14 protein-coding genes and 1 pseudogene are annotated in these 17,330 nt (G+C 39.8%); 13 read left to right on the top strand and 2 right to left on the bottom strand.

Translation table 11 applies throughout. From position 1 onward, the window contains the following. The first annotated feature begins 298 nt into the window (after positions 1 to 298). The 5 genes and pseudogenes from ACH0BF_RS15315 (at position 299) to ACH0BF_RS15295 (ending at position 6,108) form a co-directional block, all read left to right on the top strand. Entirely contained in the window at positions 299 to 1,654 is a 1,356-nt protein-coding gene (locus ACH0BF_RS15315) for a right-handed parallel beta-helix repeat-containing protein (protein WP_406909618.1), read from the top strand. 324 nt (positions 1,655 to 1,978) lie between these two features. After that, complete coding sequence (locus ACH0BF_RS15310) at positions 1,979 to 3,094, top strand: LytTR family transcriptional regulator DNA-binding domain-containing protein (protein WP_406909617.1); 1,116 nt, start codon at positions 1,979 to 1,981, stop codon at positions 3,092 to 3,094. A 173-nt stretch (positions 3,095 to 3,267) separates the two neighbouring features. Then, a pseudogene (locus ACH0BF_RS15305) lies at positions 3,268 to 4,112 on the top strand (ABC transporter ATP-binding protein). Beyond that, positions 4,112 to 4,819 (top strand): ABC transporter permease, encoded by a 708-nt coding sequence (locus tag ACH0BF_RS15300; RefSeq protein ID WP_120036223.1) that lies wholly within the window; start codon positions 4,112 to 4,114, stop codon positions 4,817 to 4,819. Before ACH0BF_RS15305 ends, ACH0BF_RS15300 begins: the two are co-directional and overlap by 1 nt. Before the next feature lie 275 nt (positions 4,820 to 5,094). Beyond that, a complete protein-coding gene (locus ACH0BF_RS15295) occupies positions 5,095 to 6,108 on the top strand; it encodes a DUF1646 family protein (protein WP_406909616.1) in 1,014 nt (337 codons plus the stop codon). A 150-nt stretch (positions 6,109 to 6,258) separates the two neighbouring features. Here the strand turns inward: ACH0BF_RS15295 and ACH0BF_RS15290 are convergent, their stop codons facing one another. Continuing rightward, a complete protein-coding gene (locus ACH0BF_RS15290; RefSeq protein ID WP_406909615.1) occupies positions 6,259 to 7,143 on the bottom strand; it encodes a TetR/AcrR family transcriptional regulator in 885 nt (294 codons plus the stop codon). A gap of 192 nt (positions 7,144 to 7,335) precedes the next feature. Between ACH0BF_RS15290 and ACH0BF_RS15285 the strand changes: the two genes are divergently transcribed. The 6 genes from ACH0BF_RS15285 (at position 7,336) to ACH0BF_RS15260 (ending at position 12,720) form a co-directional block, all read left to right on the top strand. After that, the gene (locus ACH0BF_RS15285; RefSeq protein WP_406909614.1) at positions 7,336 to 8,865 is read left to right on the top strand and encodes a DHA2 family efflux MFS transporter permease subunit; all 1,530 of its coding nucleotides are present in this window, start codon (positions 7,336 to 7,338) and stop codon (positions 8,863 to 8,865) included. A 196-nt stretch (positions 8,866 to 9,061) separates the two neighbouring features. Beyond that, positions 9,062 to 9,565 (top strand): DUF2243 domain-containing protein, encoded by a 504-nt coding sequence (locus ACH0BF_RS15280; RefSeq protein WP_406909613.1) that lies wholly within the window; start codon positions 9,062 to 9,064, stop codon positions 9,563 to 9,565. Next, a complete protein-coding gene (locus tag ACH0BF_RS15275; protein ID WP_120036227.1) occupies positions 9,558 to 10,373 on the top strand; it encodes a cytochrome c oxidase assembly protein in 816 nt (271 codons plus the stop codon). Before ACH0BF_RS15280 ends, ACH0BF_RS15275 begins: the two co-directional genes overlap by 8 nt. 159 nt (positions 10,374 to 10,532) lie before the next feature. Continuing rightward, a complete protein-coding gene (locus tag ACH0BF_RS15270; RefSeq protein ID WP_120036228.1) occupies positions 10,533 to 11,504 on the top strand; it encodes a cation diffusion facilitator family transporter in 972 nt (323 codons plus the stop codon). A 491-nt stretch (positions 11,505 to 11,995) separates the two neighbouring features. After that, the gene (locus ACH0BF_RS15265; protein WP_120036229.1) at positions 11,996 to 12,442 is read left to right on the top strand and encodes a hypothetical protein; all 447 of its coding nucleotides are present in this window, start codon (positions 11,996 to 11,998) and stop codon (positions 12,440 to 12,442) included. After that, positions 12,430 to 12,720 (top strand): YxcD family protein, encoded by a 291-nt coding sequence (locus ACH0BF_RS15260; RefSeq protein ID WP_120036230.1) that lies wholly within the window; start codon positions 12,430 to 12,432, stop codon positions 12,718 to 12,720. The genes ACH0BF_RS15265 and ACH0BF_RS15260 overlap by 13 nt, the downstream gene beginning before the upstream one ends. Here the strand turns inward: ACH0BF_RS15260 and ACH0BF_RS15255 are convergent. Continuing rightward, positions 12,713 to 14,347 carry a histidine kinase N-terminal 7TM domain-containing diguanylate cyclase gene (locus ACH0BF_RS15255; RefSeq protein WP_406909612.1) on the bottom strand — a complete coding sequence of 545 codons (1,635 nt, stop codon included), beginning with the start codon at positions 14,345 to 14,347 and terminating at the stop codon, positions 12,713 to 12,715. The genes ACH0BF_RS15260 and ACH0BF_RS15255 overlap by 8 nt on opposite strands. A 316-nt stretch (positions 14,348 to 14,663) precedes the next feature. On the opposite strand from ACH0BF_RS15255, the gene ACH0BF_RS15250 reads away from it, so the two are divergent. Both ACH0BF_RS15250 and ACH0BF_RS15245 read left to right on the top strand, forming a co-directional pair. Further along, entirely contained in the window at positions 14,664 to 15,659 is a 996-nt protein-coding gene (locus ACH0BF_RS15250; RefSeq protein ID WP_120036232.1) for a LacI family DNA-binding transcriptional regulator, read from the top strand. 260 nt (positions 15,660 to 15,919) lie between these two features. Further along, positions 15,920 to 17,320, top strand: a complete 1,401-nt coding sequence (locus tag ACH0BF_RS15245; RefSeq protein ID WP_406909611.1) for a sucrose-specific PTS transporter subunit IIBC — start codon at positions 15,920 to 15,922, stop codon at positions 17,318 to 17,320. Positions 17,321 to 17,330 lie beyond the last annotated feature (10 nt).

The raw sequence follows: 17,330 nt of genomic DNA, 5'->3' as shown, positions 1-17,330 counted from the left end.
AATGTTCTCTTGATTTATGAATAACTTCAGTCCTTGTTTGCAAGATTTAATTAAAACATGCGCTCATTACAACAAATCATTTTCAGCTTTATGCGTACAGTTAGAGACTATGGGTGAATGTATTGGGTCTTAATCCCTATAAAATATTAGATAAAAAGAACGAAATATATAGTGTGTTTTGTGAAAAATAGCTATTGATCAAGTCTAATGAACTAAATAAAAAAATATATAAACCTAAAGAACTGATAAGCAATCGTTAATTGTTTTTAAGGGGCTGGGTTTGTAAAGGGAGAACGAGATGCAGCTTTTGAAAATATACATGGTAAGTTTCTTAACGGTTATCCTTGTATCCGTTTTTGAATGTTCTACTGTAGAGGCAGAAGAAAGTAAAAGTTATGGAATAGCTGATAAGACAACGGAATTGCAGAATGAATTAATCCATTCTGCGGGCAAGGTAGTAGTATTGCCCGCAGGAAGTTCGTTTAAGGTTAGTGGCTTAACAATACCAGATAATACAACTGTTATTGGCTATGGTGCCAAAATCTATAACGATACAAAGCATAGGACTCTTTTAACAGTAGGCAATGGGGTGAAAATATATGGTTTGGAACTCCAGGGAGCAGGCAATAAAGCCGCTGATACGGCAGGGGTCGGCATAAAGATTAAAGGAGCCAAAGCAACAAGCTATGTTAGAAATGTTGTCATCGAGGATTGTTTTATTCATGATATTGGCTTTTACGGAATTGAAGCCCAATTTGCCGAGGGAGTATCTGTAAAGAACACAGTGATCGAGGATGTTGGCTATGCTGGTATCGGTGGATTATCTGTAAAGAATACGCATATCAACAAAAGTCATATTAAAAGAGTTTCTCCGGGAGTAAAGGGAAATGCTTATGGCGTGTTTTTTTCAAGGGCAGGTGCTAACAACAGTAATTTGCGGGACTATCCCCGAAGCATGAACAGCTCGGTAACTAACACTATTATCGAAGACATTCCTCTATGGGAGGCGCTGGATACTCATGGTGGAGAAAATATTACTTTTAACTACAATACCATCAAGAATACAAAAGTCGGCATAGCATTCGTTAATGCAAAAGGCAACGAGGGGAAAGAAGTGTTCGGCTCCCAGAAATGCACGGCAAAAGGCAATAAAATTGATGGGATTGGCAAGGGATATGGGATCGTTGTGGCAGGTGCATCTTCTAATCATGCCAGGGATTGTACAATTGAGAACAACCAAATAAAAAATGCAGGACAGCAGGGAAACACGATTTCAGGTGCCATCCAAGCTTCCTATACACAGAATTTGATAATAAAAGGAAACTCTTTGATAAATTGCTATGCCAATGGTATCCATCTATACATTCGTAATAAACAATTTATGGTGACTAAGAACACGATACAGGATGTGCAAGACCGCTCATATGTAGCGACGTCTGCTATTGCTTTTCGTTCCAATTACAATGAAGGGACGATTTCAGAAAATATTCTTAGCAGGAAAAACAAGTCACTAAACAAGTATGTGGCGGCTCGGGGTATTAATATAAGTATAAAAACAAACATGAAGCTATGGATTGGAAAGAATACAAATACTTGTGTAATTCCAATAGCTGGAGGGGACGGCAGACATGTGACGCTTGCTGCTCCTTTATAGAGCACTTTATATTTTAAGTGTGAAATAATAGGAGGAAATATAGAATTACAAAGAAAAGAAGTGTGTAGTTAAAGAACCCGAATTCTCAGTGATTAAAAAGAGAATTCGGTTTTTTTACTTTATGACGTATGGATTCTGCACCAGTAGAGTAAGAGATGGAAAGTGCATATGGGAATTTTTACATGACAGCTATATAATAAAAATGGAAGATTATTTCTGATGAAGTTACTATATAGCACGCGTAAGTGTTCTTTGCATTTGTTGTATAGCAGGCGGGATATCTATTCCAATCATATAAATTTTCTACATGGGGTGTGCGGTTACATGAGTATTTTACAAATAAGTGAGATAGAGATGAATAAAGGAAATACAATTATTTTTCCGAAGATTCATTTAGTTGTGCAAAAGGGGGAGTCGGTCGCCATCCAATGTAATAGCGAAGTAGGAAAACAATTAATCAACATGATTATTGGACAGGCGCCGCTTTCGAATGGGGAAATTTTATTGGAGGGATTGCCTTTAACCCATGATTTTAAAAGCATAGCGAAGCGTATCGGAATTTTCCTGCTGGATGAGGCATTGTACGATCGATTGACACCGAAGGAATATCTGAATTTCTTTAAAAAGCTATATAACGTGGAGGTGGAGATAGGTGGGCTCCTTCATAAAGTTAGCTTAATTAAGAAAGAAAAAATTAAAATTATCAACCTGTCTTATTCAGAAAAGAAAAGGCTACAGCTTGCCAGAGCTATCTTACATCAGCCGGATTTGCTGCTCATGGAAGAGCCTGACCAAAATATTGATATTGAGAGCAAGATTATTCTGCAAAGAGTGATAGAAGATTTTACAGAACAAGGCAAATCCGTTTTAATAACAACAAATAATTTTGAAAGTGCCATATCTATAACCAATCACTTGTATCGTTTAAATGAACAAGGCTTAAAGAAAATTGAAGTGATAGAGGAAGAAAATAAAGAGGCCCCTTCATCTTTGCAAGAAGATGATTCTATGGACCTTCAAAAAATGGATGAAGAGACGGCGCTGTCACTTCCTAACGACACAGAACAAAGTGAAGAAGAAAAAACTTCAGTCCGTAAGCAGCTGAGGATTGAAAAGATTCCAGCAAAAATGAACGAAAAAATTGTTCTGTTTGATCCAACAGAAATTGTCTTTGTTGAGAGCAATGAAGGAATGTCTCAGCTTCATGTAAATGGGGAAGTCTTTCCTTGTTCTATTACACTAAACGAGCTATCTGATCGCCTACAGCCATTTGGTTTTTTTCGGTGTCATCGATCGTATATTGTTAATTTACAAAGAGTCCGTGAGGTAATCACGTGGACTAGAAACAGCTATAGCTTGATTCTTGAAGATTCACAGAAAAGCTCTATTCCCCTATCTAAAGGAAAGTTGAATGAGCTGAAGGATATTATCGGAATCTAACTTTACACACACATAAAAGAGTGAATTTTGGGTGAGAAATCTGCTCCATTCAGCTGAAAAATAACGCCATTTAACTACTCCTATACTCTTTTTACCTTGATGTTACTGCATCTATCCATTGTTGCAGATAAGATTGAGTCAGGAAAACGGAAATGAGAAAAGGGGTAAATGGAATGGGAAATGTTATCGAAGTAAAAGAACTTGTTAAATCATTTGAAAATAAAATCGCCTTAAAAAACGTAAACTTTAAAGTAAAAAAGGAGAAACGATTGGCTTTTTAGGCCCGAGTGGTTCCGGAAAAACGACAACGATAAAAATTTTAACAGCACAGTTGAACCCGACTGCCGGAGAAGTCACAGTGTTTGGAGAACCGATACATAAATTAAAAGATCCCGCCTATATGAAGAGAATTGGCATCTTAACGGATAATAGCGGACTTTACGAGCGGCTTAGCATCTACGATAACCTTTCGTTGTATTGTGATTTGTACGAAGTAAAGAAAAGCAGAATTAATGAAGTGCTTGAATCTGTCAATCTATTGGAAGAGAAGAGAAAGTTAATTTAAAAGCTGTCCAAAGGGATGAAGCAGCGAGTCACATTGGCACGGGCCATCTTACATAAACCGGACCTGCTTTTTCTCGATGAACCAACTTCGGCTTTAGACCCAGTCAATACCAGGCATATTCATGAAGGGTTAAAAAAATTGAACCAAGAAGGAACCACTATTTTCTTAACAACTCACGATATGCAAGAAGCAGAAGGGCTTTGCGATCGGGTGGCTTTCTTAAATAATGGTGAAATAAGGCTGCTTGATACGCCACAAAATGTAAGAGCACAGCAGAAAAATACATCCATATTATTGTTGTTAAAGGGAGGCCGTGCAGTCGTCGTTAATAAAGATGGTGAGGGCGCAAAGGAAACCTATGAATATATGAAAACGGAGCAACTTTTAACGATTCATTCCAATGAGCCGACACTTGGAGATATTTTTGTACGTTTAACAGGGAGGAACTTATGATGATATTTTCATTGAAGCGAGTAAATGCAATATTTGTAAAGGACTGGAAGGACTTGCAAAGAAATTCCTATGTTTTATTTACCTTAGCCTTGCCTTTAGTTTTTGCTGCATGGCTCGGACGGATAGGGGAAGACAACGCTCTTTTGGCGACCTACCCAATCAACCTATCTCTCGTTATTGCAGGTGCCTTTATTCAAGCAGCTATGGTGGCTGAGGAAAAAGAAAAAAATACATTGAGAGGGCTATTATTATCACCGGCCAGTACAGTAGAAATCCTCATAGGAAAAAGTGCATTATCCGCTGTTATGACGATTATTGTTATTATTGGATCCATCTTTCTGTCCGACTATAAAACCCCTTCATTGCCACTGTTTTCATTTAGTATATTATTGGGATTAATGATCTATTTGGCTATCGGAACAATTCTTGGTTTGCTTTCAAGAACAGTTATGGAAACGAGCATTATTGGAATGCCGGTATTGTTAATCTTTGGCATGAGTTCGATGCTTAAATCAATGATTGAAAATGACATGCTCTTGCGTATGATTAGTTATTTGCCAAATGAGCAATTAAATACGATTTGGTCTCATTTAAGCAATGGAGCCGGCTTAAGAGTCGTCCTTGAGAACATGATGATACTGCTGGTATGGGCCATCGTCTCATTTTTTATTACCGTTCTTATCTACAAAAAGAGAAGGATTGATTAAGGAATAGGCTGAGCGATGAAAGGGAGTGCGACAAGCTGAAGTAAAGCTTTGGGCTGTCAAGAGAAAGGTGAAAGCTGCTCTTGATGGGAAGAGATAAATGATAACTCGTAAGCAGGTCACTTGATAAAAGTGCCTGCTTTTTGTTTTTACTGCTTTCGCTTTTCTAAAAAAGAGCAAGACTTTATAAACTAATGATATCGAGTTAAATATTTTTTGGACTTTCCACATATAAATAGGTTGCTATGAGAAAAAGCTAGGCGGAAAGGTGGGAATCTATGGTTATTGGGCTATCTATTGTACTGCTGCTTGTGTTGCTTCTGCCTTTCTTCGTGAAACAGGTGGAAGAGAATTTAGAAGTATTTTTGTTTCTTACGGGTTTTTTAGCGGCTATTATTGGCCAAGTGTTGGACAGGTCTCTGCTGACTAAGGCATTGAAAGATCCGATCAACATCACTATAGCCGTTTTGGCAGCAGGACTGTTGTTTAAATGGCTGCGGACGCCTTTAGAAATCGGAATTCACCGGATTAGCAGGATGATGCCTTTTCGATTGTTTATTGCGATGATCATTATTATATTGGGCTTGCTGTCAAGTGTGATTACTGCAATCATTGCCGCCCTTATTTTAGTTTTAATTGTTAGCGTTTTGAACCTTGATCGCCAGTCGGAGGTTCGGCTTGTCGTCTTAGCCTGCTTTTCGATTGGGCTCGGAGCCGCTTTAACACCGATTGGAGAACCGCTTTCAACCATTGCCATCAGCAAGCTGGGAGAGGATTTCTTTTATCTTCTGCGGTTGATGGGACCTGAAGTGTTAGCAGCCGTTTGGCTGTTGGGGCTTCTTTCTATGTTCGTTGTGCATCCAAAAAGGAACCAGCAAGGTCTAAATGATAATCAAAAGAGTGAATCATATGAAGAAATCATCGTCCGAACGATTAAAATTTATTTGTTTGTCATGGGGCTGACCCTTCTTGGTGCAGGATTCGAACCGTTAATTAATCGTTATCTGCTAGACGTTCATACAGGCATCTTATATTGGATCAACATGATCTCAGCTATCCTTGATAATGCCACTCTCAGCGCTGCTGAAATTAGCCCTTCCATGGAAGGGGAAACAGTAAAAGCGATTCTACTCGGCCTTCTTATCAGCGGAGGGATGCTTGTGCCCGGCAATATTCCAAATATCATTTCAGCTGGAAAACTAGGAATCACCAGCAAGGAATGGGCAAAATTTGGACTGCCTGTTGGGCTCTCGTTCATGGTTGTTTTCTTTGTTGCTCTGACCTTTTTATAAGACTGATGAGAGAAAGCTTAAGAAAATTTTCTTAAGCTTTTTTTTATTGATCAACATTGTATTTTAATTATGCCTTTAAGAAGAGGAATTTCCGTCAGCCTACCAATGTGGAAAACAGACTTTATCTAGATTGAGGGCTTTTTCTTTTTTTTATTGGGTAAAGTAACTAGTAATGAGTTGATCAAGGGCTCGGAGAGGTTCATCCTCCAAGCAGTCACTACTTCTTTTCAATGAAGAGAGGGCACTTTCCACAAGAAATTTTCGCGGGTTCTTAGAGTGAAGAATCTCGTCCTGGATAAAGTCCAGCAACTCCATATACTTGTGCTTCTCTTCCTTCCGCTTTACATCCTTTTTCAGTGTTAAGATGGCGTCGCACAGCTTCTGTTGAAAAGTTTGGTCGGTCTTTTCACAGTCCGGTAGCCACCTGTCTAGAAACTCAGGAGGAATTAACTGATCTTTTGATTCCGCTACTTCATTCACCATGTTTACTACCCGCAATACACTGTAACGCACTGCTTGGTGAATGCCGGTGCCTGATTCCTGCACCAAAGTATAATATTTGAGAGTTTGATGCAAAATTCCGATAAGCATAATTGCACAATCAAACAAATAAGGGTGCTTGCTTTCATCAAAAATGTCTACTAACCGTTTGTACATCCAGCGGATAGTGAGTAACTGTCCTCTCTTCATAAATTGTTTGAGATCTGTGTCATTTGTAACGATTACTTCCTCAAAAAGAGAGATTAACTTAGTAGTTCTATTCGTTTTCATATGTAATTCAATTTGTTTAATGAAAATGTCAATGTCAGAAGGGTCCTGGCCAATAAGTAGCTCATTTCGTTCTTTTTCAAGCTGCTTATAAATGGTCTTGAAAAGAGCCATGAGCAGCTCATTTTTGGAGGAAAAGTAATTATAAAACGTTCCTTTGGAAATCCCGCTATAGTCTAATATGTCTTGGATAGATGTAGCTTGAAAGCCTTTCTCAACAAATAACTGATGGGCCATTTTTATAACATGCTGCTTTCTATCGTTCATTTAATCACCTTTATAGTTAGTTGGACTCGCTGTCCAAATATTATAGTACATCATTTTTCAGACTAGTACAAACTCTGTAAAAAAGGCGGTTTATATGTTGCGGTATTTGGACTTATGGTATATGATATCTTTTGTGTGAAACGATGGTACAAAATTATGGACCGAATGTCTATCATCTATGGAGGGAAATGAATGGATCAATCGATAAAAAAGACTAATCGTCCAAATTACGGAATTCTTGCTGTTTTGATGATTGGAGCTTTTATTGCATTTTTAAATAACACACTTCTCAATATTGCACTGCCTTCAATCATGAAGGATTTAGACGTAGGAGCCTCAACGGTTCAGTGGCTGACGACAGGGTTCATGTTAGTGAATGGAATTATGATTCCAACCACTGCCTTTTTGATTCAAAAATATTCTGTGCGCCGGCTATTCCTGGTCGCTATGGGCTTATTTACCATCGGAACGATCATTGCTGGAGTAGCTCATGTGTTCCCGCTTTTACTGATGGCACGCATGGTTCAAGCCTCTGGTTCAGCAATTATGATGCCGCTTTTGATGAACGTGATGCTCGTTAGCTTTCCAATAGAAAAAAGGGGGGCTGCAATGGGGGTGTTTGGCTTAATTTTAATGGCTGCACCAGCGATTGGCCCAACTTTGTCAGGCTGGATTATTGAACACTATCATTGGAGAATGCTTTTCCACTTTGTGACACCGATCGGAATTGTTGTTCTCTTGATTGGCTTCTTTTTGCTTAAAGATAAAAAAGATAAAGTGGACATTCGCCTTGATTTATTTTCTTTGCTCCTATCTAGCGTAGGATTCGGTGGTCTGTTGTATGGCTTCAGTTCTGCGGGAAGCAAAGGATGGGGTAGTCCACAAGTGTATGGAACAATCCTTATAGGGGCTATTTCGCTAATATGGTTTATTTTGCGGCAATTAAAGATGGAACGGCCAATGCTTAACTTTAAAATCTTTAAGTACCCGATGTTTGCCTTATCATCGTCTATCACAATGGTTGTTAACATGGCGATGTTTTCTGGTATGCTGTTGATTCCTATTTACGTGCAGACCATTCGGGGAATTTCTCCGATGGATGCCGGTCTGATGATGCTGCCTGGAGCGCTTGTCATGGCTCTTATGTCTCCTGTTACAGGAAGGTTATTTGATAAGTTCGGCGGTCGCATTTTAGCCGTTACCGGATTAACCATTACAACCATTACGACTTATTATTTCAGCAAATTGGCGCTGGATACAACATACACCCACTTAGTTATATTAAATGCTATCCGAATGTTTGGTATGTCGATGGTGATGATGCCTGTTTCAACAAATGGTTTAAATCAATTGCCAACACGTTTCTATCCACACGGTACTGCAATGAATAATACGTTGAATCAGGTGGCAGGTGCCATCGGTACAGCGCTGCTGGTCACGGTGATGTCTACCCGTACAGAAACACATGCGGAGGAACTGGCTGCTAATGCAATGAAGCATGCAACTGTCCAGCCATCAGAAGCGGCCATTGCTGGAATGAAACAGCAAATTGCGATGAAAGCCATGCTGGAAGGCATTAATGATGCCTTCTTTGTATCAGCTTTAATTGCTGCTGTTGCACTTGTTCTGGCCCTCTTTATTAAGCGTTCTAAGCAGGCAGAAGATCCATTAAAGGGAAGCCCGCAAAGCAAAAGAACTAGACAAGAGCTGGCAGAAGGATAAGTCGTTCGCTTCATTCCAAGCAGCAGGTGTGTAAGAGAAGATTGAGAGCTATCTTTTTCAAGATAGCTCTTTATTTATGGAGAAACAGGATTATAAAAGGTGGTATATAAACCTCGAAATTTTGATTATAACTTGTTTATTCGTGGAAAGATGAGAGTAAATATAAATTAGAATCAACAGGATAGAGGGGGCTCCTATGGCTGCTGAAATGAATACTCAAGACATTCATCGAAACCGTGATATTTATTCATCAAAAAATTTGTGGTCCGGCTTTTTGTTTGGGGTGGGCTTCATTGCTTTTTTTGATGAAGCTGTTTTTCACCAGCTGCTTCACTGGCACCATTTTTACGATAAATCGACTACAGATATTGGCCTAGTTTCTGACGGTTTGTTCCACGCGTTTAGCTGGTTTGCCACGATTGGCGGTTTGTTTTTATTCGCTGATCTTCGCCGAAGGAAGGCTTTATGGCTTACAAGGTGGTGGGGTGGCGTCTTGCTTGGAGCTGGAGTTTTTCAGCTTTACGATGGGACGATCCAGCATAAGGTTATGCGCATTCATCAAATTCGCTATGTGGAAAATGTGCTGGTTTATGATGCGATTTGGAATGTTACAGCCATTGCTATGATTGTAATTGGTGTTGTTCTTCTTTTTCGCACGCGACCCAAACAATCATTAGAAGAGAGAGCTCAACATGAGTAGTTATACAGATATTTGTTATACTGGCGGGCAACTGGCGGGGATTGTTCCACAAGTGCTTCTGATGCTCCCCTTTCTACTCGTTCTATTTCTCTATCTTTTAGCTGCCCTAGTTTCTAACCGCCGGCACAGGAAATGGCCATTATTTCGTACATGTTCTTGTATTGTAGGTGTCCTGCTGGCGGTTTGTTCTGTAGCTGGTCCACTTGCAGAACGGGCTCATATCGACTTTACAGCACATATGACGGGGCATTTGTTTCTCGGCATGGCCGCTCCGCTTTTTCTTGTGCTCGCTGCACCGATGACCCTGATGCTGCGGACACTGCCGGTACATTTAGCGAGAAGGTTCGTACGTTTGTTAAAAAGTTGGCCGATTCAGCTCCTTAGCAATCCGGTAGTCGCCTCTTTGCTTAATGTTGGAGGGTTGTGGGTTCTTTACACCACTGACTTATATACGGCGATGCATCAGAACATTCTCCTTCACTTATTTGTTCACATACACGTATTTTTGGCTGGCTATCTTTTTACTGCCGCCATGATTTATATTGATCCAATGCCCCATAGAAAAAGTTTTATATATAGAGCGATTGTGCTGATTATCGCTCTAGCTGGTCATGGCATCTTATCTAAGTATATTTATGCGCATCCTCCGATTGGTGTTGCCGAAGGGCAAGCAAAAGCTGGAGGGATCTTAATGTACTATGGCGGCGATGCAATTGATCTGATACTTGTTTTTATTCTTTGTCTGCAATGGTACAGATCGGCTCGTCCTAGAGAGTATGTAGAGGGAAGGATACCGGAAGCTACCTAAATAGTCTCAAGAAGGTGGACAAGGGGATCGTTAACTTTGGCTCACCTTCTTTTTCTTAGGGCTTACTAATAAATTTGCGTTTTTAACGTACATACTATGGGAAATGAAATAGGTAAAGAAAGCGGAAAAAGATTCGAGAATAAGAAAGGGGAGGACAGTGTGAATGAATTCTTACGATTGTTGAAATCCGGAAGTAAATCGGCTTTATGGGCAACAATTGTTAATACGATTGTTGCTCTTATTAAAACGGCAGCTTACCTCATTACAGGAAATGTCGCTATGTTTGCTGAAATGATGCATAGCTTTGGAGATGCAGCGAATCAGTTGTTCGTTTTTATCGGTTCCTCATTAAGTAAAAAAGCCCCGACGGAAAGATTTCCAGGAGGGTTTGGCCGGTTAGTCAATCTTGTGCTTTTAGGTGCTGTGTTAGTTGTAGGTGTATTGGCTTATGAAACTATTAAGGAAGGTGTTCATCATATTTCAGAGGCAGCCCATTCTGAAGACTGGCTCTGGTTAAATATTGCTGTGCTTGGAGCGGCTGCCGTCTTAGAAGCCACCGTTCTTTATAAGGCAATGAAAGAAATTACAGAGCATCTCCCTCCAGAAAAAGTCAAAGGTTTTAGAATGATCCCTGAGAGCTATAAGCATGTAAAAAGTGCCAAGCCAGCCACAAAGCTAGTCTTTTTAGAAGATAATGTGGCTGTTGGCGGTGCGCTGCTTGCTTTGATTGCTATTATTATCGCTACTTATACACCCTTTCACAGCGCTACAGGATATGCCTCCATTATTATTGGAGTGATGCTGATCTTAGTTGTCGGTCGGATATTTTTGGATAATGCGGCAGGAGCGCTTGGCGTCGCAGATGTTAAACTGCAAGCAAAAATTGGCGCTCGGGTTCTTCAGCATCCACAAGTGAAAGATATTCAAGACTTAGATGTGATTAAAGAAGGGGACGACTTTCATGTGGAGCTCCGGCTGGAAGTAGATCCAGAAATGACAATTAAAGTAGCAGATGATATTCGAGATCATATTGAAGAAAATATTAAGAAAAACGTAGCCAATGTGACAGATGTGATTATTGAATTTGATGAAGATGATCGTGTCACTACGTGGCCTGGTCCAGTGAAGTAAGCAGCTTTTCTGTTTACTTGCGGGAAGAGGGGATCATGTTTCGAATTAGCGCTTGACACAAGTTATGTACTGAATTATTATATTAGTATAAACTCAATATTCCTTTTAAGGGGAGTAGCTTTTACAGCAAAGTCGTCATTACAGAGCAGCCCGCTCTCGGCTTTGTTGGCAGCGATGAACGTTGTTAGCAAGACCTTACCAAACGGTAGAGGTCTTTTTTGTTGTATAAGGCCTGTACCGATGGTGGTACAGGCCTTTTTAGTTTACCTGCTAAGTGTGTGTAACTAACCAGTCTATTAAGTGAGGAGGGAAAACATGAAGAAAGATGTTTATTATTCCAACGAGCGGTGGAAAAGAACGAAGAATAGCTAAAAGATCAGTCTTCTATAAAAAATTGAGAAGAAATTGGAAGAGAAATATGCAGACACTGTAAACGGCCAGCAAGCTGGCTGACTCGCCTACAAAAATAAACGTACATGGAGGGTTTTTATATGTTTAAAAAAATAATGGCAGCAATGTTAGTGTTCGGTTTGTGTTTAGCTCCCGTCGGACATGTGATGGATCATAACTCTCAGGTGGCAAGCGCTAAATCATACAAATCCGGAAAAAGATCCTACAGTCCGCCTGCCAGCAATAGCCCGTCACTTTTTAAGAAAAATCAAGATCAGCAAGTCAACAAACAGAAATCAACTACTAATTATTCAAAGAAATCAACGGCTTCCAAATCAAATAGAGGCGGTTTTCTAAAAGGTCTGTTTCTTGGAGGGGTAGCTGGTTTATTATTTGGAAGTCTGCTTGGTAACCTAGGCTTTTTAGGTTCCATGCTCGGGTTTTTGGTCAACATGATTGTTCTTATTGCTATTGTGATGGTGATCCGGAAAATTGTTGTTTCCTTGTTTAAAAACAAGCAGAGGGGCCATGATTCATGGAACAGATAAAGATTTCTGAGCAAGATATCATTAATGCTCTTTGCTTATATATATCAGACAAGAAGGAAGTGTCTCCTTATGAGGTTGATATGGAACTGATGTTTGATGATGAATATGGATTTTCGGCTGAATCCCATGTGGCAGGCCGGAAGCAAATTTTAGCGACTGTCAGTATAATTGAAGCTATTCGCTTTTGGCTCGACACTGAATTGCATGTGGACCCATTCGCGGCAGGAATTGAATTAGTACTTGATGATCATGAAGGAATTATTGCCTGGGTTAGATAATAAAAAAATACCCCTTGCTGTTTTTTAGCAGCAGGGGGTATTTTTCGCTTTGGACAGGGAGTGGAGGAGAATCTTTATAAGCTATATGCACACAGTTACGGCCGTTTTCTTTAGAAGTGTATAACGCTTGGTCAGCCGCCTCCAAGAGGGTATCAAGTGTATCTGTACGGGCCTGCACAGCAGCAACTCCAAAGCTTGCAGTAACAGAAAGAGATTCTTTGCTTGTTTCCAAAGGAGAAGCAGCAAGATGGGCACGGATGCTTTCTGCTCTTTTGCTCGCCTCATTAATATCTATATCAGGCAAACAAATGACAAATTCTTCTCCGCCATACCGGCCAAAAATGTCTGTTGGCTGCAGATGCTTTTGACAGATTGATACGACGTGGCGAATGGCTGAATCACCAATGCTGTGACCATAGCGATCGTTGATTTTTTTAAAATAATCAATATCAAAGAGAAGAACAGACAGTGGTTTATTTGCTTTAATCGATTGCTCTAAATACTGCTCGCTTCTCTTGATGAAATAGGAACGGTTATAAATTTGAGTTAACCCATCGGTATAGGCCAGTCTTTTTAATTGTTTTTCCAGCATTTTTTGAGCAGTAATATCACTTAAAACGATGATGCTGCCGACCACCGTTTTTCCGGCTTTGAATATAGGTGTGATTCGAACGTAATAATATTTATCGTTTTCTTCGTTCAACCACTCAAATGACCGTTCTCTTTCCGGGATATCATTCTCATAAAAAGTGAGCTCGCTTCCCCCATCTCTCCAGAGTAATTCAACGTTTTTCCCGACAGATGAAGCATTAAGCCTAGAGAGAATGCTTTCAGCGGCTTCGTTATAGTCTACGATTTGATAGGCTGTATTTACAACAAGTACGCCATCCCGCATGCTTTCAAAAACTCGGTCTCTTGCTATCGGCGATAGGGAGAGCAGCTTAGAGGAAAAGATCGCCCAGAGATATAAAGCAGAGGTAAAGCACATGACGACAGGTACTGGGTCCATTCCATGGGGAGAAAGGCCAACTAAGTATAAAAAGGAAGAAATCATTGGAATAACAAGACCCAATAGCAAGGGAGAAATTTGCTTCCAATAAACGGCTTTTGTCCGCTTCCAATACCATAATAAAATACATACACCGAGCAGGAGACAACCAAATGTATAGCTGCCATGCACGATATACCAAGGTCCAGCAACCACATCAGCCAGTGCATAGTTTTCGTTTGGACGTAAATAGACAGAGCGGTAAAATAGATGGTGAAAATTATTTGTTAAACACATAAAAGAAGTAATGAATGGAATTAAAAAGAGAACTAAAAGTTGTTTTAACTTGAGAAATTTATCTAATCCTGCATACTGCAAAACTAGAATGAGACAGCATGGAGAGATAAAGGGCAATCCTAGGTACTGGAACTTCAACCAAAAAGAAATTTCTGTCAGAGTGCTGCTTGCCAGTTCAAAAGCATGTCCAAATGTGTAGATGGCTGAAAAAAATGACATCCAAATAAACGTTGTACTGCTGGAAGATAAGTGCCGTTTAACATAGGCATAGATTGTCAGAATAATGGATAAAACACCTGATACAGAGACAATAACAATATAACGGAAGATTTCTGAATTCATCGTCCAACTCCGAAAGTAGAATAAATAGATTGTTTCTCTCTATTATTGAAGTATTATAACAAAGTTTTTGTCAATTATATTAAAAACTTAGAAACATTAAGATAGTTTACAGTTCATTTATTGGCATATGCTTTTCACCATTGCCTCTTTATAAGAATGGAGGAGAGGGAAACAGACAACCACCCCTATCTAAAGAGAAAGGGCTGATTCATGATCCGGCCGTTATATTTTTTGTTTTAGATAGTAAGAAGTAGATGGCTATGGAAGTTGATGCTATGATATTTTTATGCTTATTATGTGTAGTGGAGGGTTTGGAATGTTGACGATTAAGGAAATTGCTGAAATGGCAAAAGTCTCAAGATCAACTGTTTCGCGTGTATTAAATGATTCAGGCTATGTGAGTGAAGAGGCACGCAATCGTGTTTTAGCAGTAATTGAGGAGACTGGGTACATGCCGAGTCAGCATGCAAAGGCACTTCGGACAAAAAGAACGAAGGTAATTGGAGTGATCCTCCCGAAAATTAGCACGGAAACTTCAGGGCGTGTAGTAAACGGACTGAATGAAGTGTTTCAAGAGCAAGGGTATCAAATTCTTTTAACAACAACAAATCTCGATCCTCAAAAAGAGATTGAATACTTGCGTCTATTAAAGAGCAGACAAGTAGACGGAATTGTTTTAATTGCTACTAATGTCAATTCAGAGCTAGTGGCAGAGATCAGTCAGCTGAACATTCCATTTGTAGCGATCGGCCAGGACATCCCGCATGCCTCTAGTGTGATATTTGACGATTGCCATGCAGCCAAAGAAATAGCAAAGCGTCTTATTCTGAAAGGGTATAAAAATATCGCATTTATCGGTGTGGATGAATCAGACCCCTCTGTAGGTATCCAGCGTAAGCGAGGATTTACAGAGGCACTGAAAGAGCATAAGCTTCCTGTTTATCCAGAATGGATGGAGCAAGCAGATTTTAATATTTCTTCTGGTTTTGAAGCAATGAAAGAAATTATGGGCAGGTCTACAGAAGATAGCCGCCCTGATGCAGTTTTTGCGGTGACGGACCGGATAGCGATCGGCGCTATGCAATACTTAAAGGAAGCAGGGTATAGCATCCCTAAAGAAATAGCCATTGCTGGTATGGGAGCTGCTGATATTTCTAAGTATGTCCAGCCTGCTTTAATGACAATAGATTTTGGAAATGAACGGGCGGGACAGGAGGCAGCTGTTATTCTATTGGAACAAATTGAAAAAAACAGTGAAGGCCAAAAAAAATTAATTTTGAACTATAGAGTAATTGAAGGCAATAGTGTATAATAATTATGAAATCGATTTCATAGACTAATACCAACCGTTATTTTTAATGGTTTGAAGGTACCGAAGGCGGTGCCCGGTTTAATAAGCTATCATTGAGTCGTTGTTTTATCGTGATTGTTTTCTTTTTAGAGGAATCGGCTTTATCTTTTTACAGAGCAAAATCGATTCCTTGTATTTTTTTACCTTGTGGGATCGATCCCACAAGGTGGCTAACTTCTAATTATTGAGGGCATGGATGACTAAAAAAGGGGTGTGAAAGTATGGCTGATAATCGCCAGATAGCTGCAGAAATTATTGAGGCCGTTGGTGGACAGGAAAATATAGTGTCAGCTGCTCATTGTGCTACACGCTTAAGAATGATGTTAAAAGACGTAGAAAAAGTTGATCAAGAAAAAGTAGAGAATATCGAAAGGGTTAAAGGAGCCTTTTTTAATTCAGGTCAATACCAGGTTATCCTCGGTACAGGAACAGTCAACAAAATTTATGAAGAAGTGATCCGGTTGGGTGTTGAAAGTTCATCTAAAGGGGAGCAAGCGAAAGAAGCCGCTAAAAGCGGAAATGCTTTCCAAAGAGCTATTCGGTTATTCGGCGATGTGTTTGTTCCGATTATCCCTGCCCTTGTAGCAACAGGGCTATTTATGGGAGTCCGCGGTCTGATTATGCAGGAACAAATTCTTTCTGTGTTTGGTATAACACCTGATCATGTTCCAGAAAACTTTATTTTATTTACACAAGTGTTAACAGATACTGCTTTTATCTTTTTACCAGCATTAGTTGCCTGGTCCACATTTAGAGTATTTGGCGGTTCACCGATCATCGGTTTAGTTTTAGGTCTGATGCTTGTCAGTCCATCCTTGCCAAATGCCTGGGAAGTGGCTGGCGAGCAGGCTGAAGCGATTAAATTTTTTGGTTTTATCCCTGTTGTAGGTTATCAGGGATCTGTGCTGCCGGCGTTTATCGCAGGAATTATAGGGGCAAAGCTTGAACAACAAATTCGCAAACGTGTTCCTGATACGTTTGATCTAATTGTGACACCCTTTTTAACATTGCTCATAATGATTATGTTAGCTTTGTTCGTTATTGGCCCTATTTTCCATAGTGTAGAAGAAATTATTTTAAATGCGACCGTGGCTGTTTTAAAATGGCCATTTGGAATTAGTGGCTTTATCATTGGCTTCCTAAATCAAATTATTGTTGTCACAGGAGTCCACCATGTATTCAATATGCTAGAAATTCAGCTGCTTGAGAAATTCGGAAACAATCCATATAACGCTATTGTTACTTGTTCAGTTGCTGCACAAGGAGGAGCTGCATTAGCAGTAGGATTGAAAACAAAGTCTAAAAAACTGAAAGCATTGGCTCTTCCATCCTCATTATCTGCACTATTAGGCATTACAGAACCGGCTATTTTTGGTGTCAACTTGCGCTATTTTAAACCATTCGTCATGGGGCTGATTGGAGGCGGTGTAGGCGGGTTTCTTGCCTCGCTCTTTGGCTTGAAAGGAACGGGAATGGCCATCACTGTTATTCCAGGCACCCTACTCTATCTAAATGGGCAAATTGTTCTTTACTTACTTGTTAATGTTGCAGCCATTGCTGTTGCCTTTATATTAACTTGGATGTTTGGATTCAATGATAAGATGTTGAAAAGCCAAAAATAATTCTATCTAT

The sequence above is a fragment of the Pseudobacillus sp. 179-B 2D1 NHS genome, from assembly GCF_045370945.1.
Classification (GTDB): domain Bacteria; phylum Bacillota; class Bacilli; order Bacillales; family Domibacillaceae; genus Pseudobacillus.
This window is presented reverse-complemented; position numbering and strand designations above follow the sequence as displayed.